This window comes from Synechocystis sp. CACIAM 05 (assembly GCF_010222815.1).
Lineage (GTDB): Bacteria > Cyanobacteriota > Cyanobacteriia > Cyanobacteriales > Microcystaceae > Synechocystis.
Map to the genome: position 1 here is coordinate 504,596 of NZ_CP019225.1, position 21,673 is coordinate 526,268.

Here is a 21,673-nt window from a genome sequence, read left to right on the forward strand (position 1 = left end):
AAAAATAATTGAATTGATTGAACTTCAATGCTTAACCAGTTCCCGAAGCTTCGCCTAACTCCCTTCACAACGGGCATTGTTGCTATTTTTCTGTTTTCCCTGGTTATACGATTTTGGAACCTGGGACAATTTAACCAATTAGTTTTCGATGAAGTTTACTACGCCAAATTTGCCAGTGACTATTGGTTAGGCAACGATTTTTTTCCCTCCCATCCGCCCCTGAGCCATTACCTAATTGCATTGGCCATGGGGTTGGGGCAGGTTTTTCCCGTTAATCCAGAACAAGTCAACGATCTGACGGGGGCTGTACGTTCCACCTGGAGTTACCGCTGGCTCAATGCCCTCACCGGGGCCACCATTCCCCTGATCCTAGGGGCGATCGCCTACCTTTTAACCCAACGGCGACTGGTAACTTTATTGACCATGGGGCTAGTGGCCTTGGATGGGCTGTTTTTGGTGGAATCCCGCTATGCATTAAATAACATTTATCTAGTTTTTTTTGGGCTCCTGGGACAAGCTTTGGTCCTGTGGCATCTACGCCAAGGGAAACTTTGGCAATTAATTCTAGGGGGCATTAGTTTAGCCTGCGCCGGAAGCGTCAAATGGAACGGTTTTGCTTTTTTGTTGGGTGTTTATCTCCTCTGGGCGATCGCCTGGGTTAAACCTTTCTTCAACCAGGGTTGGGCAAAGGGGGAAAGACAAGCAAATTCACTGCAACCATTGGATAGGGATGGAGAGAATAATCAAGGTTTTCTCTCCCGCTGGTTGATTATTTCTCCACTGCAATTTGCGCTCTGGTTAGTGCTAGTGCCCGCCATTACCTACAGCGTCATTTGGATTCCCCATTTGTTAATGAATGGAGAATATGCCTCCCTAGAAGGTTTTTGGCGCATTCAACGGGAAACTTGGCAGTACCATCGTCGGGTAGGAAATAGCCCTGACATTCACCCCTATTGTTCCCCCTGGTATAGCTGGCTGGTGATGGCAAGACCGATCGCCTATTTTTACCAAAAATCCGGCCAGTTTGGCTTAATTAATGATGTCCACGCCATGGCTAACCCAATTTTGCTCTGGTTTTCCACCGGGGCCATGGCATTACTAACAGGCACTGTTATTTGGCAAAAAATACGTCAATTTTCCTCCCAGACCATCAATGCACCTTTGCGGGGGATAACCCTTTATATTGCGGTCAATTACGCCGTCAATCTACTGCCTTGGTTGGGCATTAGTCGTTGCACTTTTTTTTACCACTACCTACCCGCCTACGCCTTTAGTATTTTAGCCCTCGCTTTAATCCTAGAAACTTTACTGGACAGTCCCCGGCACAGTCATAACGTCATTGCTTGGACAGTGTTAACCCTAGTGGCGATCGCCTTTTGGTATTGGTTGCCTGTTTTCTTGGGATTACCATTGACTCCTAGGGGCTTTGCCCTGCGGATGCTATTTCCCAGTTGGATTTGAAGCAAAGACAATCCTTCCAAATAAAATCGGCACGGTCTCAGATTCAGGCCGAAATGGATTGACTGGGACAGTTGGCTTCACCCCGATGGCTTCTTGGAAGTACGGACTGGGGGGTATATTGAAAAGTTGGGGTTGATGGCTCCCCGGACTAATTTTTCAGCAACTACCATTTTGAGCACTCCCAGGGAAAATTCTATGTTAGATCTCAGCGGCAAGCACGCCTTTGTTACCGGCATCGCCAATAATCGCTCCATTGCCTGGGGCATTGCCCAACAACTACATCAGGCCGGGGCTGAAATTGGCGTTAGTTATCTTCCAGATGAGAAAGGCAGATTTGAAAAGAAAGTGCGGGAGTTGACCGAGCCTTTGCATCCTACCCTCGTCTTGCCGGGGGACGTACAGGACGATGCCCAGGTGGATGCCCTGTTCCATAGCGTTAAGGAAAAATGGGGCAAACTCGATATTTTGATCCATTGCTTAGCCTTTGCCGACAAGTCCGGTTTGACGGGGAATTATACCGATATTCCCAAGGAAGCCTTTAGTCAAGCGATGGAAATTAGCACCTATTCCCTTGGTCGTTTGGCTCGGGGGGCAAAACCCCTGATGACCAATGGCGGTAGCATCATTACCCTGACTTACTTTGGCGGCGTGAAGGTTATTCCCAACTACAACCTGATGGGGGTGGCGAAGGCCGGTCTGGAAATGACTGTGCGCTATCTGGCCGCAGAATTGGGGCCCCAAAATATTCGTGTTAATGGTATTTCCGCTGGCCCCATCCGGACCCTGGCTTCTTCGGCGGTGGGGGGCATTTTGGATATGATTCACCATGTGGAAGAGGTGGCACCACTAAAGCGTACCGTCACCCAAACGGAAGTGGGGAATACAGCGGCTTTCCTGGCCAGTGACCTTTCCAGTGGCATTACTGGGCAAATTATCTACGTCGATTCTGGTTATGAAATTATGGGTATGTAATGGTGAAGATTAAACGAGAAAAATAGTTCTTTGCCATGGGATCCGAGTATCAAGGCCAATTTGAGCAAAAATTTGAGGAAGGAAAGGCCGCTTTCGACCGGGGACGCTACCGCCAAAGTATTAGTCTCTTTGAGGAAGCGGTGAAGCTTTCGGCTGGGGCATCCCGTCGGGGCGGCGAAGCTCAGTTGTGGTTGGCCATGGCCCACCAAGCCAGCGGAGATCTGCCCACTGCCAAACAAATTTGCCGTAAATTGGTGCGCCATCCCCATCCTGAGTGCCGCAAGCAGGGGCAACAGGTGCTGGAAATTTTGCAAGCCCCCCAATTAACCAGGCCCAAGGAATGGTTGACTCCGATCCCGGATTTAACCGACCAGGAGAATACCAAACCCACTACTCCCCGCATGGCCCGTCGCCGTCGTCGTCTGCCGGAGCCTACCCCCATTCAGTTTGAAGATACCCGGAAAATGAATACCAAGGACAATGGTTTCATCTTTGTGGCGATCGCCTTTTTGGCAGTGTTGCTGGGGTTTACCTATTGGTTAAGTTAATCCTGGGCAACCGATACCATGGTAAAACTCGGCGATGGTAGTCCCCATTTGTCACTGGTTGGCTAAAAAGCCATTAAACTAAGCGAAAAACCATTATCCCCAACGCCCCCTATGGAATGGTTAGCCATTGCCCTGTCCACTTTTCTCACTTTCCTTGCCCCGGTTAATTTCATCGGCGATCAGGTGATTGCTAGCCAAATTCTCCAACGGGTCCATGGGGTGGAAGACCTATCGGTGCGGGTGGATAACGCCCCCAACTACCAACTAATCCAGGGGAAAATCCAACGGGTACGCCTGGCCAGTCGGGGTCTAGAAATTGTGCCCAGTGTGCGGATTCAGCAATTGCAATTGGAAACCGATCCCATCGACGTGGATTTGCAAGCTCTGCGGGAAAATCGCAACCTACCGGGATTGAGGCAAGCTCTACGGCAACCATTGCAAGGGGCGGCGGAACTGGTGCTCACGGAAGCTGATGTCAATAAGGCTTTGCAAAATGCCACTGTTAAAGAGCGGTTACAAAAACAAATTGACCAACGGGTGCCGCCTGATGTACCCCGCTTTCAACTGCTCAGCGCCCAGGTGGATTTCCTCCCAGACGATCGCCTAGGTATTAATTTAGAACTGGGGCAACAATTGGAACCCAATGCTGAACTAGAAAAATTGGTCATTACCATCGAAACTGGCATCTCGATCCAAAACGGCGATCGCCTAATCTTGGTGGACCCCAGTGCCATTCTTAACGGCCGCCGCATTAACACCAATATTCTCAACAGCATCATCGGTAGTTTGAGCGATAATCTCAGCCTGAAAAGATTGGAAAATCGGGGTATCACCGCCAGAATTTTACGGTACGACATCACCGCCGATGAATTCAGTTTCAGCGCCTTTGGCAGCATTGCCCCAGAAAAAGAATAAAAAAATGCCCCCAATACGATGGATTAGGGGCAAAAATGGTTTGGCTTAAAGTGCCAATGCGGTCTTCATTTGGTTTGATGTAGTGCAAATTAACGCCGAAGTCAGACGGTGGTTGTAAAGTCACTAACCGACAAACTACCGGTAAAGTTGGTCAGCTCAACGAAGGCATCGGTATTGGGATTAAAGCCCACCGAGCCATTATTGATAGCCACAAAAGTGCGTGCTCCGGGCCCACTGCCAACATTAATCTGAGCAGCGTCAAAGCTGCCCAGGGTTGCCAAGCCGAGAATAGTTGCCCCTAGTCCAAGGATGCTGTTAACGTTCAGTTGAAGAACACCTGGGAGGAAGCCATTAGTTGGTACCTGTTGAACTAAAAACCTATCTTGACCAATGATGAAATCGGTAATCACATCAACCTTAGACAGATTAACGTTGAACCAGGAGAGGCCCAAGCGAGAATCAGTCAACGTTTTGTAATCAAATACATCACCACCGGAATCACCGGTCAAAATGTCTTTATCAGCACCGCCGGAAATTAAGTCCTCCCCATTACCCCCATTTATTATGTCTTTTCCACTCCCTCCGTAGATTGTATCCTTGGCAGTGTTCCCAAAGATGGTGTCATCACCTTCATCCCCGTAAATAAGATCAGGTGCATTGTCTCCATAGATTATGTCATTTCCCTTCCCTCCGTAAATTAGGTCTGGGGAATTGTTTCCATAAATCACGTCATCGCCATCATCTCCGTAGATTGTATCTTTTCCATTTCCGCCGTAGATTGTGTCATTGCCACTACCACCTTTCAGAAGGTTGTCTTGGTCATCGCCGGTAATGGTGTCATTGCCGTCAGTACCGATAACATCATCAAAGTTGACCACACTGACCAAACTCGGAGGAGAGCTTGCGCCAGAAATTAAGATGCTTTGCAGGCTTAGGTCTACGTTTATGGTGATCCCAGAATTAGCACCGGAAAAATCAATAGTGTTGTTTTTGGCAGCAGCATTGGCGATGATTTTCTCGATGTTGAGGAGCTTGTCCGTACCGAGGGGCCCTTTCTCAACGGTTAGATTTAGATCACCAGTTCCCTTCAAGGTTATGGTTTGAGCAACAGGAACAGAGTCCACTAGAGCGCCATAATCTACCGTATCAGTATCGGCACCCCCATCCATGGTGTCACTGCCTTCGCCACCGTATAGGGTATCATTTCCTGCTTCACCGAATACGCTGTCATTGCCTTTGTCACCATATAGACTGTCACTGTCTAGCCCGCCATATAGGGTGTCATTTCCCCCCATACCGTATATGGTGTCTTTTCCAGCTAGACCATATAATTTGTTATCCCCATTGTTACCGGTGATGATGTTATCTAGAGCGTTACCGGTACCATCAATGGTCTCGAATCCTGTCGTGCCGGTCAGGGTTAAATTTTCGATTTGTTGAGGAGTTAAACTGAGTTTTGTCAATCCCAAATAAGGAAAATAGTCACTACCTAGACCCCCAAGGAATTGAGGGAGAGCAGCGGCAATATTCTCGGCAATCCCGGTAATAGGGGGTAGAGAAAATGAAGCAGGAGTATCTAGGGAGTAGCTTACTGAAGAAAGAACTAAGTCCGTACCTCCTCCTGGCAGTTCCCCTACTAAATCGCCAGGATTGTCAACAACGTAAGTGTCGTTACCGAGGCCACCGAACATGGTGTCAGCACCGCTACCACCATCTAAGGAGTCATCCCCGGCCTGGCCCGCCAGAATATCGTTTCCTGCAAGACCTTTGATTGTGTCATTGGCACCGGTTCCAATTAAAGCGCGCTTGAAGAAGAAAGGAAAGAGAGGACCATTAAAAGTGTTATTGTCGTTACTGTTTGTTCCGTTAATGAGAGCCATAATATTGGACCATTAGTAATTAAATGAACTGTAGAGCAGAAAAAAGGTGCCCGATCGCCAAGGCCTCTGTGACAGGATTCCAGTGGTCGACTGAGCTTAATTTGGGACGAAAGACTCAATTGAAGGGAGATTGAGTATTTTCCAGATTAATCAATGGAACTCGGTTTCCAATCTAGGTGTCTACATCGATGCCTGCTGTACGTATTCATACCGATGCCTGCGGCGCATATCCATGCACTTGCCCCCTAATTGTATTTATGTCGAGACTCTCTGTGCGTAATAATATTGATATTAGCTGTGGATATCCATAGCCAGATCCCACGCCGGACCAACTTACTTAAGTATTAAGAAGCTCCTAAAGGCTTCTATTTTTTTTGTTAATTTTTGTGTTCTTTAAGTTGAGCTTTGTAAACTTGAGTTTTTTATTTGCTGATCAGCTCGCCAAAAATTGTGCGGTGCAAAGATGGATTTCCCGGCGATCGCCTAATTCTGGTGGACCCCACATCGGTAGTTTTAGCGATAACTTCAGCCTGAAAAGATTAGAAAATCGGGGCATCACCGCCAGAATTTTACGGTACGACATCACCGCAGATGAGTTCAGTTTCAGCGCCCTCGGTAGTATTGCCCCAGAAAAAGAACAAAAAAAGCATCCCTCTAAAGGGATGCATAATATCAAGACTTGTTAATCTCGAAACAGTTAGTTGGTCAAACCATTAAAAAGTGCCAAAGGCAAAGTTGGCGGCACTCAGAGCACCGGTCATACCAGTGATATTAATGATGGTGTCCTCATCAAATCCACCGAAGCCAATTAGGGCATTCTGGTTATTGATAACAAGGTATCGACCGGCAAGAGACCCAGCCCCAACTGTCACATCATAAACTTGGGCTGTTCCAGCAGTAGATCCAGTTGTGAAAGGAGGAGTGGCATTGAGGGCAAGCGCCAAGCCGCCAATGACATTGCCAAAGCTATTGATAGTGCCGAATGAACGAGTCTCGATAGCTACGTTGTTTAGAGCACCAGTGGCAAAGTCACCAGCATTTGAGCCAAGCAGGAATTGATCCTGTGCCACATTAAAGTCAGTCACACGATCTATAACATTGTTAGAATTTTGACCATTGATGTTAGCAAGGGCACGACTTTGGGCACGGGTGAAGGCGAATTGATCGGCTCCATTACCACCAGTTAAGACATCTACGCCCAGACCCCCGATGAGCAAGTCAGCTCCATTGCCACCGGTCAATGTGTCGGTGCCGTCACCACCGTTCAAGGTGTCCGCTCCTGCACCACCATTCAGGGAGTCATTCCCTAAGCCACCGATCAAAATGTTGGCCTGGCCATCACCAATGATGGTGTCATTAAAATCAGTGCCGATAACATCGTCAAAGTTAGTTACCGTGAAAGAGTCACCTCCCACAGTGACGGAACCCGTTGATAAATTTACATTGACGGAATTTGCCGGAGATAAGTCGAAGTCAATGAGATTGTTGTTAGCGGCGGCATTGGCAATGATGGCTTCAATGTCGTTAAAAATGGTATCTGCCCCCAAAGGTCCCTTCTGAAGGTTTCCAGCAGGAACAAATAATTGTAGGGTAATAGCTTGGGCGTTAGCGCCGCTTCCTCCTAGATTTGAATAGTCCGCTGTGTCGGTCCCAGTACCACCACTGATGGCATCATTACCGGTACTACCGATAAAGCGATCATTTCCGCCATCACCGTTCAGGATGTCATCCCCTGCACCACCGTCGATCACATCAGCACCACCGCCACCGTTGATTACATCAGCTCCATTGCCACCGTTCAAGGTGTCAGCACCACCGCCACCGTTCAAGGTGTCATCTCCGTCACCACCGCTCAAAATGTTGGCTTGGCCATCACCGGTAATGGTGTCAGCAAAGTCAGTGCCGGTAACATCGTCAAAGTTAGTTACCGTTGTGATAGTCTGACCAGCCAGAGCGAGGGCACCAGTTAATAAATTGACATTGACGGGATTTGCAGAAAGAGAAAAGTCAAGGAGATTATTCGTGGCACCGGCATTGGCAATGAGGGTTTCAATGTTAAGGATTGTGTCTGTCCCCAAAGCCCCCTTCGCGACTGTAACTGTTGGGGTATTTCCGAATATTGCTGTGATAGTTTCGGGAGTAGCACCTCCTAAAGCGGAATAGTCCGCTGTGTCGGTATCAGCCTCACCATCGATTAAGTCATTACCGGCACTACCGACAAAGATATCATTGCCAAACCAACCAAGCAGGGTGTCATTTCCGTCGCCACCGTCCAAAGTGTCATCGCCTTCCCAACCGTCCAAGAAGTCATCTCCATCACCGCCGTTCAAAATGTCATTGCCATCATCACCAAATAGAGCGTTGTCCTGGTCATCACCAGTGATGGTGTCATCCCCAACGGTTCCGTCAACATCGTCAAAGTTAATTACCGTTGTGATAGTCTGACCAGCCAGAGCGAGGGCACCAGTTAATAAATTGACATTGACGGGACCTGTAGCGGCACCGAAGTCAAGGAGATTATCGGTGGCGGCGGCGTTGGCAATGAGGGTTTCAATGCTAGTCAGCGTGTCTGTCCCCAAAGCCCCCTTCGCGACTGTAACTGTTGGGGTATTTCCGAATATTGCTGTGATAGTTTGGGGAGTAGCACCGCCTAAAGCGGAATAGTCCGCTGTGTCGGTATCAGCACCACCATCGACTGAGTCATTACCGGCACTACCGACAAAGATGTCATTCCCTGCCAAACCCGATAAAATGTTGTTTCCCACGTTACCGGTAATTACGTTAGCCAAGGCATTACCTTCGCCGTTAATGTTACCTGTGCCAGTCAGGGTGAGATTCTCAATGAATAGAGGGCTTAAAGGCGTGATGGTCAGTGGTGCATAGGAGGACTCAAGTGCAAGATAGGCAAGCTTCTGGTTCAACCGGAAAATGGCGGGCCCAGTGAATGTGGGGGGAGCTACAGAACTAAATGCAGGTAAATTGAATATGACTGGAGGACCGCCCAAAGTACCCAAACTAGTCAATGAGTAGCTGACCGACGCCTCAACCGTGTCTGTCCCTTCTGCGGCACTTGCTTCACCAACTAGGTCTCCGGCACTGTTGACAATGTAGATATCGTCCCCAAAGCCCCCGTACATGGTGTCTTCACCGGTACTACCGCCTAGAGTGTCGTTACCGTCAAACCCGACAATGGCATCACCAAGATTGGTGCCGAATAGGATATTTGGCAGGTTATTCCCTAATATAACGGCCATGGTACTAAATCTCCTCAGTTGATTGTAAATTAAAGAAAGCAGACGCCTGAAAGAACCCTAGCTATGGTGGCTAGTAAATTTAGGGGGCAAGCTAGGTTAGCGACACCTACAAACTAGTCCCAATTGACATCCGCCCTAAGTTAGGTATTCACTCCCGAATCATATACCAGGATTTTGAATAAGTCTCTAGATCTTTATGGTTCTTTATGATTTTGTGCGCCTGAGCCAAGTTTCATGTACTTACGGCCTGATTGTCGCTTACTAACGCCGCAAAAGCGACGATTGTCCCCTCAGGATTTAACTCCAAACCCGGTTAAGTCCCCACTGCCTCGAATTTTCTGCTAGAAATACCTAGGGGCCTGTTGCAAAAATCCCTTTAAAATCGAACCCTTTAGGAGAACACCACTTATATGTTTACTAACGTCAAGTCCACCATCCGCCGTGTTGATCCCGAAGCGTTGAATGGGCGCCAGCTACTCAAGGTGGTCTATGTGGTCTTGGAATCCCAGTATCAGAGCGCTTTGTCGGCAGCCGTTAGAAACATTAACCGTACCAACTCCAGCCTGGCCATTCAGTTAACGGGCTATTTGATCGAGGAGTTGCGGGACCCCGAAAATTACGCCAACTTTAAACATGACGTCAGCGAAGCTAATCTCTTCATTGCTTCCCTGATTTTTATTGAAGATCTGGCCGATAAGGTGGTGGAAGCGGTAACTCCCTATCGGGACAATTTGGATGCGGCGATCGTGTTCCCCTCCATGCCCCAGGTGATGCGCCTGAATAAAATGGGTTCCTTCTCCATGGCGCAATTGGGCCAGTCCAAAAGTGCGATCGCCCAGTTTATGAAAAAGCGCAAGGAAAACAGCAGTGGTGCTGGCTTCCAGGATGCGATGTTGAAACTGTTGCGGACCCTGCCCACGGTGTTGAAATATTTGCCGGTGGAAAAGGCCCAGGATGCCCGTAATTTTATGCTCAGCTTCCAGTACTGGCTGGGGGGCTCCCAGGAGAACTTGGAAAACTTCCTGCTGATGCTGACCGACAAGTATGTTTATCCTGATTTGGGCTTGGATAAACTGGTCAACTACCAGGAGCCAGTGGTCTATCCCGATATGGGCATTTGGCATCCCCTGTCCATGCAGATGTTTGAAAACGTGAAGGATTACCTGGAGTGGTATAACCAGCGCCCTGACATCAGCGAAGATCTCAAAGATCCTTTAGCTCCCTGCATTGGTCTGATTATGCAACGTACCCACTTGGTCACCGGGGATGATGCCCATTACGTTGGCATGGTGCAGGAATTGGAAGCCATGGGGGCCCGAGTGATCTGCGTGTTCTCCGGCGGTTTAGATTTCTCCAAGCCTGTCAACGAATATTTCTGGGATAAATCCGTTAACGGTGTGGAACCCCTGCCCATTGTGGATGCGGTGGTTTCGTTAACTGGTTTTGCCCTGGTGGGTGGCCCCGCTCGTCAAGATCATCCTAAGGCGATCGAGTCTTTGAAAAAGCTCAACCGTCCCTATATGTGCGCCCTGCCCCTGGTTTTCCAAACCACAGAGGAGTGGGAAGCCAGCGATTTAGGTTTACACCCCATCCAAGTGGCGTTACAAATTGCCATTCCTGAACTGGACGGGGCGATCGAACCCATTATCCTTTCCGGTCGGGATGGTTCCACCGGTCGGGCCATTGCTCTCCAGGATCGGCTAGAGGCGATCGCCCAGCGGGCCATGAAGTGGGCTAATTTACGCAAAAAACCGAAGTTAGACAAAAAAGTTGCCATTACTGTTTTCAGTTTCCCCCCCGATAAGGGCAACGTGGGCACAGCGGCCTATCTGGACGTGTTTGGTTCGATTTACGAAGTAATGAAAGGCCTCCAGGGCAACGGCTACGATGTGCAGGATTTACCCGGTTCCGCCAAGGAATTAATGGAAGCGGTGATCCACGATGCCCAAGCCCAATACAACAGCCCAGAATTGAACATTGCCTACCGTATGTCGGTGGAGCAGTATGAACGGTTGACTCCTTACTCGGTACGGTTGGAAGAAAATTGGGGCAAACCCCCCGGACATCTGAACAGCGACGGGCAAAATTTACTGATCTACGGTAAGGAATTCGGTAACGTATTCATCGGTGTACAACCCACCTTTGGCTACGAAGGGGATCCCATGCGCTTGCTGTTTTCCCGTTCCGCCAGTCCCCACCACGGTTTTGCCGCTTACTACACCTATTTGAACCACATTTGGAAAGCCGATGCGGTATTACATTTCGGCACCCACGGTTCTTTGGAATTTATGCCCGGTAAACAGATGGGCATGTCTGGGGAATGCTATCCCGATAATTTAATCGGCACCATTCCCAACCTGTACTATTACGCCGCTAACAATCCCTCCGAAGCGACGATCGCCAAACGCCGGGGTTATGCGTCCACCATTTCCTATTTGACCCCTCCCGCAGAAAATGCTGGTTTATACAAGGGTTTACAGGAGCTAAACGAATTAATTGGTTCCTACCAAACCCTCAAGGATTCCGGCCGGGGCATCCAGATTGTCAACACCATCATGGATCAGGCCCGTATTTGCAACCTGGATCAGGATGTCAATTTACCCGACATCAACGCCGAGGAAATGGATCAAGAACAACGGGATACCATTGTCGGTTCCGTTTACCGCAAGCTGATGGAAATTGAGTCCCGCCTCCTGCCCTGTGGTCTCCACGTCATTGGTCAACCCCCCACCGCCGAAGAGGCGATCGCCACGTTGGTGAACATCGCCAGTTTAGACCGGGAAGAGGAAGGTATTTGGGCCTTGCCAACGTTAATTGCAGAAAGCATTGGCCGCCAGATGGAAGAAATTTACCGCAACAGTGACAAAGGCATTTTGCCCGATGTGGAATTGTTGCAGGACATTACCATGGCCACCCGTGCCGCTGTGGCCGCTCTGGTGCAGGAGCAAATTAACGCCGACGGCCGGGTTTCCTTCGTTTCCAAACTGAACTTTTTCAAAATTGGCAAAAAAGCTCCCTGGGTCAAATCCCTCTGTGATTCCGGCTATCCCAATGTCAACGAAGAAAAGCTCAAACCCCTGTTTGAATACCTGGAATTTTGTTTGGAACAGGTCTGTGCTGACAACGAATTTGGCGGTTTGCTCCAAGCCCTGGAAGGAGAATACGTCCTGCCCGGCCCCGGTGGCGATCCCATTCGTAACCCCAACGTGTTGCCCACGGGGAAGAATATCCACGCCCTCGATCCCCAATCTATCCCCACCCTAGCTGCCGTGCAATCTGCCAAAGTGGTGGTCGATCGCCTGTTGGAACGGCAACGCGCCGAAAATGGTGGTAATTATCCCGAGACTATTGCTTCTGTGCTCTGGGGAACGGATAACATCAAAACCTACGGCGAATCTCTAGCCCAAATTATGTGGATGGTGGGGGCAAAACCGGTACCCGATGCCCTCGGTCGGGTAAATAAAATCGAACTGGTGCCCCTAGAAGAACTAGGCCGTCCCCGCATTGACGTGGTGGTGAACTGTTCTGGGGTGTTCCGGGATCTGTTTATTAACCAAATGAACTTGTTGGACCAAGCGGTAAAACTGGCCGCCGAAGCTGACGAACCCCTAGAAATGAACTTTGTCCGCAAACACGCTCTGGAACAAGCGGCAGAAATGGGCATTGGCGTAAGGGAAGCAGCCACCCGGATTTTCTCCAATGCCTCCGGTTCCTACTCCTCCAACGTCAATTTGGCAGTGGAAAATAGCAGTTGGGAAGATGAGTCGGAATTGCAGGAAATGTACCTCAAACGCAAATCCTTCGCTTTCAACTCCGACAACCCCGGCATGATGGATCAAAATCGGGATATGTTCGAGCGGGCCCTGAAAACCGCCGATGCCACTTTCCAGAACTTGGATTCTTCGGAAATTAGCCTCACCGATGTATCCCACTACTTCGACTCCGACCCCACCAAGTTAATTTCCACCCTGCGGGATGACGGCAAAGCCCCCGCCGCCTATATTGCCGACACCACCACCGCCAACGCCCAGGTGCGTACCCTGTCGGAAACGGTGCGCCTCGATGCCCGCACAAAACTCCTTAACCCCAAATGGTACGAAGGAATGCTTTCCCACGGTTACGAAGGGGTACGGGAACTGTCCAAACGATTGGTCAATACCATGGGCTGGAGTGCCACCGCCGGCGCAGTGGATAACTGGGTTTATGAGGATGCCAACAGCACCTTCATCAAAGATGAGGAAATGTGCAAACGGTTAATGGACTTAAACCCCAACTCTTTCCGCCGCATGGTCAGCACTTTGTTGGAAGTCAATGGCCGAGGCTACTGGGAAACCTCCGACGAAAACTTGGAACGGCTACAGGAGCTTTACCAAGAAGTGGAAGATCGGATTGAGGGGGTTGAATAGAAGATAGAAGTTTGGGGACTGGCTTAAACGCTAGTCCCTTACACTTAGCTAGAATGTATGAAAGACAATTTTTGGGGGCGTATTTGGTCGAGCTTCCGAGAAGTTCAAAATTTTTGGTATGGATTTCTTGGCGTTGTTCTGGCGATTCTTTTTTCTGTAGTCTCAGGAAAGACTGCTGTTCCTCTTTATCTTCTGGTAATTCTGACGACTATTTTTATCTTAATTACATCTACTCTGTTTAACGCCTATGCTAACCTGTTTATTACCTATCAGAAAAATCAAGAAGATTATCAACGATTACGTCATCCGACCATTTTAGGAGTATCTACGGATAAAAAAACAGCAAGTATTATTTGTCGAATCGAAGCTTCAGAGTTATTCGCGATAAATTCTCTAGTTTCGTTTTATTACATTGATGATAATGAGTTTGAATCCTTAATCGCAGTAGGCTATGTCAAAAATATTCAGCGGAATAAACAAGCTCAGGTTGAGATTGACATTCCAGATGACACTTATCAAGACATACTAGAAAGATTAAAAAATAATGATAATCAAGTTATCAAACGAATTTTTATTAGACCAACTATCCCTCGAAATTTTTAATTTATGCTCAACTAGGAACTATGGAAAATCAATCCTATGCCCCAATGATTGCTAAACCTGGTGCTTTTCCTGCAAAAGTTGCCAAGGTTATTGATGCATATAAATTAGTTATTAATCGTGGTAAAGAGCATGGGATTCGTGAAGGACAACGAGTTCTAATCTACAAAGTTGGTGACGAGCAGATTCTTGACCCTGATACAGGTGAGTCCCTAGGAAATTTGGAATTAGTAAAGGGAACTGGCAAAGTTTTTCAAGTGGAAGACAAGTACGCTGTCATTAAATCTGACACAACACATCAAAGATTACGTATTGACCAAGGCGGTGGTCGTGTAGCTCAACTCTTCCTGGGAGATTTTAAAACTTTTTTGGCAACACAACCAAAGGAAACAGTGTCAAGTCCGTTTGACAATCCTCAAGTTGGTGATTTTGTTAAACCCATTTAGTACAAAAACAGAAAAAATCTAAATGGTGATCAGTTTTGCTCGATATTATCCTTTAATAAAATAAAAGTAACCACGAAGGTAAAAAGGGTTTGAATGGCGATCACCATTATGTAGACAATTAAGCAGCGATCGCGAAACAAAGACTATCAATTTTACGAGGAAATATCAATGCAGATTAAAGACCTAACTATCCAAGAACTTCAAAATCTAATTCGCCTAACTGTCATTGAAACCCTAGACGACTATCTTAAACAACCAGAAATAGAACTGGAAGTATCGCCGATAATACAACAACAGTTAATACAAATCATTGAAAATCGACAGAAAAAAGATGAAACAATTATCTCAGCGGAAGCATATCAATTACTTGATTAGTATCTCAGTTTGAAATATGCAATTTCTATTATTCCAGAGGAGAAAGGAGGATTTACTGCATTGATCCCCGACTTACCGGGTTGTATGACTCAGGGTGAAACGATGGAAGAGGTGATAGCTAATATTGAAGAGGCCAGACAATTATGGATTGAGACTGTTTATTTAAGTGGTAAGAGAGAAATCCCTCTGCCCAACGAGAAAAATTGATTAAAAGAAGTTATTCTTTTATCGCTCCCGGGGGAGAAAATTACGCCAGTGGGGAGGGAGTAGATCGTCAAAATAAGCTTCCACTAACCTGTAATGTTTTTGGTAAAGTACACCAACAGCAATAATGGCCAAACCGATGGCTGACAGTGCAAAGGGGAACAAAATGGAATCGGCAAAGACTTGGAAGGCTAAATAACTGATGTAGCCGAATACCCCAATGACACCAAACACCATAAATAGTCGTCGTTTGAGCAAAATTGATAGGGCCATCAGACCTAAATTAATCAGGCAAAAAAACAGTCGGTACCATTCCGTATCCTGCCCGGTGGCCAAGAGACTAAACCAAAAACTAATCAGTCCAAACAGGTAGAGCCAAAAGCTGTAATCCCCCCGACTGCGCGGCCAGCGCAAATCCACCCCATAGGCGATCGCCAAACAAATAATGCCAAAACCCAGGGTCAGGCGGGCCGCAGTAATGAAACTGACCATCTCTCCGTAAATGAGCGGGGGAATATCAATGGAAAGGAACCAGAGGCAGAAGGCAAGGGGGAAGGTGAGGAAAGGAAAGTGAATAAAGCGCAAAGCCAATAAACTGGCAATAATCGTACCCATGGCCAGGGGGAAACGGCCGCTGATCAACCAGGTGGGTAAATTACGGTACACGGAAGGATCTTCAAGGGAAATTAACCCAAAACCCTGTTGCAGTCCGTAAATGGCCAAGGGGGTCATCCAAACAGCAATGGTAATCAATAGGCCGCCGGGCACAGGTAATTTTTGCTGAAAATAAAGCCATTGGCCCACTAGGATCAAACCCAATGCATACACCATCGCCACGGTGAATAAACCAAATCCCCCCAGGGCATCCCAAACAATGCTACCGAGGAAAACCATGGCCACAATCACAATCAGGGCGCCAAAGTAAAAAGCAACGTTGGCAAAGTCGAATCGCAATGGCGGGGAATCACTATTTTCCTTTGCCCCTTCCATGGCAGGGAAGCCCTTATGTTCTATCCAGGCTTGCCATAATCGTTCGGCTTGCTCTGCGGACAAATAACCCTGTTCTACCGCCCAGGCTAGGTCTGTTTCGGTAATGTCCATGCCCAAATTTTCCTCCATTGCTCGCCACTGACCTTTTACCGTATCAGGCGATCGCCAGGGATAGGGGATGACAACGGGGCAATTCTGGAATTGGAAGAAATTAACGGCGACAATCTGTCTGGGGATGAACTAGAAAATTTAACTAAGATTTAGTGGAGTAACTTATTGGTTAAGTTGCTTTTTGGCCTGCTGCCATAGGGTTTCTAATTCTTCTAATTTGTACTGATCTAATGGGCGATCGGCAAATTTCTCCATCAATTGTAGTCGTTGAATAAATCTTTGATTGGTACCATGGAGAGCCAAGGAAGCGTCGAGATTGTACCAACGGGCTAGGTTGATCAGGGTGAATAATAAATCCCCTAATTCTGCCTGTTGATGGCCCTTATCCTCCGTGGTCAAAGCCTGTTTAAATTCGGTTAACTCCTCTGTAAACTTGGCCCATACGCCGTCGATATCTGGCCATTCAAAGCCCACTGCCGCCGCTTTTTGGGAAATTTTACTACCGGCCATTAGGGGAGGCAACGTACTGTTATAGCGTTCTAATTTGGTGCTTAAAAGTGGAGTTTGGTCGGGGTTTAAACCCTTTTCCTCTGCCTTAATCGTCTGCCAATTGGCTTTCACTTCCTCTGCATTACTAACTGTTACCTTAGCAAAGACGTGGGGATGGCGACGGATAAGTTTGGCGGTAATGCCCTCTGCCACCTGTTGCAAATTGAAGTGTCCTAGATCCTGGGCCACTTGGGCTTGGAGTACCACCTGGAGCAATAAATCCCCCAATTCTTCGGCGATCGCCGTTTGGTCTTGGCTTTGCAGAGCATGGACCACTTCGTAGGCTTCTTCCACCACGTAGGGAATTAAACTTTGTTGGGTTTGGGCCAAATCCCAGGGGCATCCCCCTTCTGGCGATCGCAGTTGGGCCACTACGGCAATTAATTTTTCTAGGGCTTGGAGAATGGGAGCAGTGGCATCCATAGAAATTAGCAGTTAATCTAACCAATACAACGGGGAATCAGGGGGTAATTTTTGACCGGGCCAAAACTCTCACATGGGTTAGCAAAGTTTCAGGCCAGGCTAATTTTCCCCAACTAAGTTAAGCAATCTTTAGGAAGCACCGGGATAAATTCGTCCCCGCCATTGTTTGGGGGTTTGGGAAGCGGAAATGATAATCCGGGTCACCGCCAACGGATCCGCCAGGGGAGAAAGCCAATAGCTCCAGGCTCCTTTTCCTGAAGGTCGGTAATAGGAAGGATAAATGGCCAACAGCATCCCCCAACGAACGAAAAGCAAAAAACCATTCAGGGCGATCGCCAAGCGGAGGGTTAAAAAGTCAAAGTCTTCCCCCCAGAGCATCAACAACAGGGAAAAAAATAAAATCGGTAAGCCTTGTACTAATAACAAAAAAGTTACCTCTGCCCATAGCCGAGCCGGCACTGTTGCATCCTTGAGATCCAGGGAACGGCCCCATTCTCGCCAGGTTTCGCCAATGCCTTCGTACATTCTCACCCGGATCAAGTTAGCGCCATCCAAAAAGCCCACTCGATAGCCCCGTTGGGCCGCCACCCTCGCTAAGGTCACATCATCACAAAAAGAACGAGCCGCCAGTTCATAGCCCCCCAAGGCTTCCAACACCGATCGCCGACAGAGAAAACATTGACCATTGGCCATAACCGTTTCCGGAGCCTGTTCCCTCACCCCAGCCGACTCAAAACGGTATAGCAACGTCATCAGCAAAGCCGGTTGCAGCCACCATTCCCCAGGCGATTGCAAAATAAATTGGGGCGATAGGGAAAGAATGTCGTAATTTTCCTCCTCTGCCGCCTGCACCACACTGGCCACTAGCCCCGGTTGGGGTTGGGTGTCGGCATCAATGCCCAAAATCCACTCGCTGGCGGGATCACTGTGCCTAAAGCCATAATCGAGCGCCCAAGGCCGACCCACCCAGTCATCTGGTAAAGGATCATCGGTCAGCAGTTGCAAACGGGGATTATCTTTTTGCCTTGCTTGCACCACTGCCTGGGTGCCATCGGTGGAACGACTATCCACCACCAAAATTTCCCTTAATGGTGGCCCCTGTTGGGCTAAACCCAGCAAACATGGAGTTACCCGGGCTGCTTCATTTAAAGTGGGCACCACCACGGACACATTGCGAACCCCTTCTTCCGGCAAAAATACTGGTGTCAATGGCGATCGCCGCCGTGCTCCTTTGACCAAACGGCTGAGCAAAATTAAACTAGCTACCCCCTGGGCCACTAACAACCCCAAGCAGAGTATGGCAATGATCAGCATTATTTCTGTTTTTAATATGGATGAAGGGGAATTGCCTGCAACAACGGGCCGGAGGAGTCAACGCCAAAGTAGTGATTATAGTTGTTTAGGAATGACCAAAGATACCGTTGTGCCCTGTCCTAGCTCACTTTTGATCTCGATTCTGCCCCCATAAAAGGTTATCAACTTTCTGGCGATCGTCAAACCAATACCAATGCCGGCAATATGGCCCACGTTGGACCCCCGCTGAAATGGCTCAAAAATTTTCTCTAACTCTGTCTCCGGAATACCTATGCCATAATCTTGAATTTCAAAGATTATTTCTTCGGGAGATTCCAACAGCAGTAAATCAATAGTAAGAATAGTAGGGGAATATTTAATGCCATTGGCTAGTAAATGGGTCAAAACCGGTTTCAATAAAACAGGATCGAATTTGACTGCCAACCGGGTCTTAGAACTTAAACAGGCACAAAAATTAATTTTATAGGGATAACTAAGATATTCAGTTTTATCAATTATATCCTGGCAAAAATCAATTAAACTACCCTTAACCAACACTGGTTCGATTTCTTCTTGGTTAAGATTAATAGTAATAATATCGCCAATTAATTCATCAATTTGCTTCGCTCCCCTAAGAATTGATTCTATATATTGAACTCGTTTTTCATCGGTTAGTTTTGCTTCAAATTTTCCCATAATTGAAGCCGCACAGGAAATGGTCGTTAAGGGGGTGCGAAACTGATGGGAAATGGCCGTAATAAATTCGGAGCGCAATTGATTCAGCTCTTTTTCCCGCTGTAACGCCAAGGAGGTGCTCCTTTCCATGGCTTTGCGATCGCCAATGTCTTGAACCATCACCACACAAAAATCAAGACTGCCATCTAGCCTACGATGGGCTTGTACCCCAAGATTTACATAAATATTATGGCCATCTTTGTGGATATAACGTTTATCAATTTCATAACCATCTATTTCACCATCTAATAAACGCTGGTAATTATTGAGATCCAGGTCTAAGTCATCGGGATGGGTAATTTCTGCCCAGGTTTTTATTCGCAACTCTTCAGGGGAATAGCCCACTATTTGGCAAAGCCTTGGATTAACATTAATCCATGTTTTATCAGTGGATACAATGGCCAAACCAATGATGGATTGATCAAAATAAAGTCTTAGTAATTGTTGTTGCTCATAAACTTCCTTCGTTCTCAGTTTAACCCTCTCTTCTAGTTCCTGATTAATCTGCCTAATTTCATCCCTAGATTTAGTAATTTCTTGTTCATATTTGACTCGTTTACTAATATCTTTAACATGGGAAATAAAATATAATGGCTCTCCATTAATTCCCCGCACTAAAGAAGTAGAAACTTCACCATAAATAATATGACCTTGACGATGAATATATCTTTTTTCTAGGGTGGCGTGATCTTGATGTTCAGTAATGGCGTGTTGTATAAATGTGGGGCTAACTTGCTTGTCCTCTGGCACTGCTAAGTCGTTAACTGTCATCGCTTCTAACTCTTGACGACTGTAGCCGAATATTTTCCCCATTTTGTCATTAACTTTGATCAAATGACCCTCTAAATCCACCATACACATACCAACATTGGCATTCTCAAATGCGAGGCGAAATTTTTGCTCACTTTGTTGCAAATGATGATTTGATTCGATTAATTGTTGTTCAGTCTGTTTTTCCGACGTAATATCCAGCACTACCCCAAACCAAGCCGTATCTTGATTAGCCAATTTTTCTGGTTGAGACTTGGTACGCAGCCACTTTAATTTCCCCGATGGGGTAATAATGCGCCATTCCAAACATAATGGCTCCAGGGTGGCTCGACTGTGGGCTAGGGCCTGCCTTTGCAAGATTTGGTCATCGGGGTGAATTTGTTTGAGTAAAATTTCAGCATCAGCCAACACAGCGGCCGCAGTTACTTCATGGAGAAGTTCAATTTGCGGACTAATATAGGTAAAAGCAATGGAATCGTCGCTATGCTGGACAAATCGGTACAGCCAGCCGGGAATTACACCTTCTAGTTTCTGCAAAAATTTTTCTGGTTCAGAACCGAGCAAAAAAACAGACATAGCCTTAACGCCCAAATTTGAGGCAGAGTTTGCAAAGCGCAGAAATAGTTTTCTCCGGGATAGTAAAAATAACTTTAGGGCTAGTTAGGGCAAATTCCGAGTCAGCTTCATGCGCACAAAACAGTTGCTATGCTTATTTTGTAAGAATTTTTCTGTCCTACTCAGATACCGCAACCGCTGGAATAGGTTTTTAAATCATACTCCTAAAAAACTGGATTTTTCAGACAAAAAAGTTTCGATGCCTGAATCGTGTTCTTACTTGAGTATAATTTCTGGGCAAAAATTAAAGCCAAATACTTTTTCCTGATTCATAAAACTTTATCTTTCACGGCCTACTGTCTCCAATGACTTACTATATTGTAACTTTAATAATTTTGCACCCTAGCTAGCCACCACCAATTTTTGTGGATTATCCAAACTTCTCTAAATACACTTCTAGGTCGGCCGTCTCGGTGAAATCCAATAGTGCTTCCCCCAAATCCTCTAACTCGGCGATCGATAGTTTCTGAACTTGTTGCACTTGAACTCCGGGCAATCCACCTAAGCGACGGTTTAACAGACGCAACACCAGGGTCAAGGCTTCATTTTGACGACCTTAGAAAATGTTTGAAAAGTTTTAAGCAAGCCTTTGAACCATGAGATGAATCGTGGCGACATAGACCATTGTCTCACTAGTGGTAGGTAAATTTCATAATTCTTTCTTAAACGACGATAGCGACCAAAACAAGCAAAGGTGCGCTCGACTACCCAACGGCGGGGTAGGACGTCAAAGCCTTTTTGTCCCTGCTTTTTGCTGACCACATTCAAGGTCCAACCAAAAGTATGCTCCACCCAGAAAATAAAATCCTTGTACCACCTTCGTGCCATGGCTGAAAATAACCATAGACCGTTCGCCATTTAGGAAAATCATGGGGCAGAAGTCGCCAGGCACACCCCGTTCTGAGCATGTAAAAAATAGCATTGAGTATCTCCCTCAGACTAGTTTTCCGTTTTCTTCCCCCAGTTTTTGCTTTGGGTAAATGAGGTTCTACCAATTGCCACTGGCTATCACTGATGTCGCTGCTGTAAAATTCTCTCAGTATCATTATGGTGAAAATTCTATATTCTTCACCATTTTTCCCAATTATGCCGACTTTTCAAACACGCTCTTAAGTTTTCTTTTGC

General features: G+C 47.0%; 17 protein-coding genes and 1 pseudogene. 10 read left to right on the forward strand and 8 right to left on the reverse strand.

Annotated features, from left to right (window positions below; genetic code table 11):
- Positions 1-27: 27 nt before the first annotated feature.
- The 4 genes from BWK47_RS02405 to BWK47_RS02420 all read left to right on the forward strand — a co-directional run bounded on the left by BWK47_RS02405 (position 28) and on the right by BWK47_RS02420 (position 3,896).
- The gene (locus tag BWK47_RS02405) at positions 28-1,461 is read left to right on the forward strand and encodes a phospholipid carrier-dependent glycosyltransferase (RefSeq protein ID WP_162327432.1); all 1,434 of its coding nucleotides are present in this window, start codon (positions 28-30) and stop codon (positions 1,459-1,461) included.
- A gap of 195 nt (positions 1,462-1,656) precedes the next feature.
- Positions 1,657-2,433, forward strand: coding sequence for an enoyl-ACP reductase FabI (fabI, locus tag BWK47_RS02410; RefSeq protein ID WP_014407072.1), 777 nt, complete (start codon positions 1,657-1,659; stop codon positions 2,431-2,433).
- A 35-nt stretch (positions 2,434-2,468) separates the two neighbouring features.
- Entirely contained in the window at positions 2,469-2,981 is a 513-nt protein-coding gene (locus BWK47_RS02415; RefSeq protein WP_162327433.1) for a tetratricopeptide repeat protein, read from the forward strand.
- A 111-nt stretch (positions 2,982-3,092) separates the two neighbouring features.
- Positions 3,093-3,896: an LmeA family phospholipid-binding protein gene (locus BWK47_RS02420; RefSeq protein WP_162327434.1), complete on the forward strand. Its 804-nt coding sequence runs from the start codon at positions 3,093-3,095 to the stop codon at positions 3,894-3,896.
- A gap of 101 nt (positions 3,897-3,997) precedes the next feature.
- On the opposite strand, the gene BWK47_RS02425 is transcribed toward BWK47_RS02420, so the two are convergent.
- Positions 3,998-5,776 (reverse strand): calcium-binding protein, encoded by a 1,779-nt coding sequence (locus BWK47_RS02425; protein ID WP_162327435.1) that lies wholly within the window; start codon positions 5,774-5,776, stop codon positions 3,998-4,000.
- 413 nt (positions 5,777-6,189) lie between these two features.
- Here BWK47_RS02425 and BWK47_RS02430 point away from each other — a divergent pair, with 413 nt between their 5' ends.
- Entirely contained in the window at positions 6,190-6,462 is a 273-nt protein-coding gene (locus tag BWK47_RS02430) for a hypothetical protein (RefSeq protein WP_237269754.1), read from the forward strand.
- Positions 6,463-6,489: 27 nt separating this feature from the next.
- On the opposite strand, the gene BWK47_RS02435 is transcribed toward BWK47_RS02430, so the two are convergent.
- Positions 6,490-9,030: a beta strand repeat-containing protein gene (locus tag BWK47_RS02435; protein ID WP_162327436.1), complete on the reverse strand. Its 2,541-nt coding sequence runs from the start codon at positions 9,028-9,030 to the stop codon at positions 6,490-6,492.
- 410 nt (positions 9,031-9,440) lie between these two features.
- Between BWK47_RS02435 and BWK47_RS02440 the strand changes: the two genes are divergently transcribed.
- The 5 genes from BWK47_RS02440 to BWK47_RS16980 all read left to right on the forward strand — a co-directional run bounded on the left by BWK47_RS02440 (position 9,441) and on the right by BWK47_RS16980 (position 15,064).
- Complete coding sequence (locus BWK47_RS02440) at positions 9,441-13,436, forward strand: magnesium chelatase subunit H (RefSeq protein WP_162327437.1); 3,996 nt, start codon at positions 9,441-9,443, stop codon at positions 13,434-13,436.
- Positions 13,437-13,493: 57 nt separating this feature from the next.
- On the forward strand, positions 13,494-14,039 hold the full coding sequence (locus tag BWK47_RS02445; RefSeq protein ID WP_162327438.1) for a hypothetical protein: 546 nt from the start codon (positions 13,494-13,496) through the stop codon (positions 14,037-14,039).
- 20 nt (positions 14,040-14,059) lie between these two features.
- Positions 14,060-14,482 carry a hypothetical protein gene (locus BWK47_RS02450; protein ID WP_162327439.1) on the forward strand — a complete coding sequence of 141 codons (423 nt, stop codon included), beginning with the start codon at positions 14,060-14,062 and terminating at the stop codon, positions 14,480-14,482.
- 168 nt (positions 14,483-14,650) lie between these two features.
- A complete protein-coding gene (locus tag BWK47_RS16975) occupies positions 14,651-14,857 on the forward strand; it encodes a hypothetical protein (protein ID WP_237269755.1) in 207 nt (68 codons plus the stop codon).
- Between the two features lie 9 nt (positions 14,858-14,866).
- Positions 14,867-15,064, forward strand: coding sequence for a type II toxin-antitoxin system HicB family antitoxin (locus BWK47_RS16980; protein ID WP_237269756.1), 198 nt, complete (start codon positions 14,867-14,869; stop codon positions 15,062-15,064).
- Between the two features lie 18 nt (positions 15,065-15,082).
- On the opposite strand, the gene BWK47_RS02460 is transcribed toward BWK47_RS16980, so the two are convergent.
- The 6 genes and pseudogenes from BWK47_RS02460 to BWK47_RS02485 all read right to left on the reverse strand — a co-directional run bounded on the left by BWK47_RS02460 (position 15,083) and on the right by BWK47_RS02485 (position 21,594).
- Complete coding sequence (locus BWK47_RS02460) at positions 15,083-16,162, reverse strand: DUF2157 domain-containing protein (protein WP_237269757.1); 1,080 nt, start codon at positions 16,160-16,162, stop codon at positions 15,083-15,085.
- Between the two features lie 162 nt (positions 16,163-16,324).
- Positions 16,325-17,134 carry a nucleoside triphosphate pyrophosphohydrolase gene (gene mazG / locus BWK47_RS02465; RefSeq protein ID WP_162327441.1) on the reverse strand — a complete coding sequence of 270 codons (810 nt, stop codon included), beginning with the start codon at positions 17,132-17,134 and terminating at the stop codon, positions 16,325-16,327.
- A gap of 129 nt (positions 17,135-17,263) precedes the next feature.
- On the reverse strand, positions 17,264-18,448 hold the full coding sequence (gene cruG / locus BWK47_RS02470; protein WP_162327442.1) for a 2'-O-glycosyltransferase CruG: 1,185 nt from the start codon (positions 18,446-18,448) through the stop codon (positions 17,264-17,266).
- A 75-nt stretch (positions 18,449-18,523) separates the two neighbouring features.
- Positions 18,524-20,509 (reverse strand): sensor histidine kinase, encoded by a 1,986-nt coding sequence (locus tag BWK47_RS02475; RefSeq protein WP_162327443.1) that lies wholly within the window; start codon positions 20,507-20,509, stop codon positions 18,524-18,526.
- Positions 20,510-20,918: 409 nt separating this feature from the next.
- Positions 20,919-21,077, reverse strand: coding sequence for a DUF4351 domain-containing protein (locus BWK47_RS02480; protein WP_237269990.1), 159 nt, complete (start codon positions 21,075-21,077; stop codon positions 20,919-20,921).
- 48 nt (positions 21,078-21,125) lie between these two features.
- Positions 21,126-21,594, reverse strand: a pseudogene (locus tag BWK47_RS02485) (transposase).
- Positions 21,595-21,673 lie beyond the last annotated feature (79 nt).

Excerpts from the sequence above, each read along its gene's own strand:
- BWK47_RS16975 (WP_237269755.1), top strand. The coding sequence starts at position 14,651 with ATGCAGATTAAAGACCTAACTATCCAAGAACTTCAAAATCTAATTCGC.
- BWK47_RS02460 (WP_237269757.1), bottom strand. The coding sequence starts at position 16,162 with ATGGACATTACCGAAACAGACCTAGCCTGGGCGGTAGAACAGGGTTAT.
- BWK47_RS02445 (WP_162327438.1), top strand. The coding sequence starts at position 13,494 with ATGAAAGACAATTTTTGGGGGCGTATTTGGTCGAGCTTCCGAGAAGTT.
- BWK47_RS02450 (WP_162327439.1), top strand. The coding sequence starts at position 14,060 with ATGGAAAATCAATCCTATGCCCCAATGATTGCTAAACCTGGTGCTTTT.
- fabI (WP_014407072.1), top strand. The coding sequence starts at position 1,657 with ATGTTAGATCTCAGCGGCAAGCACGCCTTTGTTACCGGCATCGCCAAT.
- BWK47_RS02475 (WP_162327443.1), bottom strand. The coding sequence starts at position 20,509 with ATGTCTGTTTTTTTGCTCGGTTCTGAACCAGAAAAATTTTTGCAGAAA.
- mazG (WP_162327441.1), bottom strand. The coding sequence starts at position 17,134 with ATGGATGCCACTGCTCCCATTCTCCAAGCCCTAGAAAAATTAATTGCC.
- BWK47_RS02435 (WP_162327436.1), bottom strand. The coding sequence starts at position 9,030 with ATGGCCGTTATATTAGGGAATAACCTGCCAAATATCCTATTCGGCACC.
- cruG (WP_162327442.1), bottom strand. The coding sequence starts at position 18,448 with ATGCTGATCATTGCCATACTCTGCTTGGGGTTGTTAGTGGCCCAGGGG.
- BWK47_RS02415 (WP_162327433.1), top strand. The coding sequence starts at position 2,469 with ATGGGATCCGAGTATCAAGGCCAATTTGAGCAAAAATTTGAGGAAGGA.
- BWK47_RS02405 (WP_162327432.1), top strand. The coding sequence starts at position 28 with ATGCTTAACCAGTTCCCGAAGCTTCGCCTAACTCCCTTCACAACGGGC.
- BWK47_RS02440 (WP_162327437.1), top strand. The coding sequence starts at position 9,441 with ATGTTTACTAACGTCAAGTCCACCATCCGCCGTGTTGATCCCGAAGCG.
- BWK47_RS02420 (WP_162327434.1), top strand. The coding sequence starts at position 3,093 with ATGGAATGGTTAGCCATTGCCCTGTCCACTTTTCTCACTTTCCTTGCC.
- BWK47_RS02425 (WP_162327435.1), bottom strand. The coding sequence starts at position 5,776 with ATGGCTCTCATTAACGGAACAAACAGTAACGACAATAACACTTTTAAT.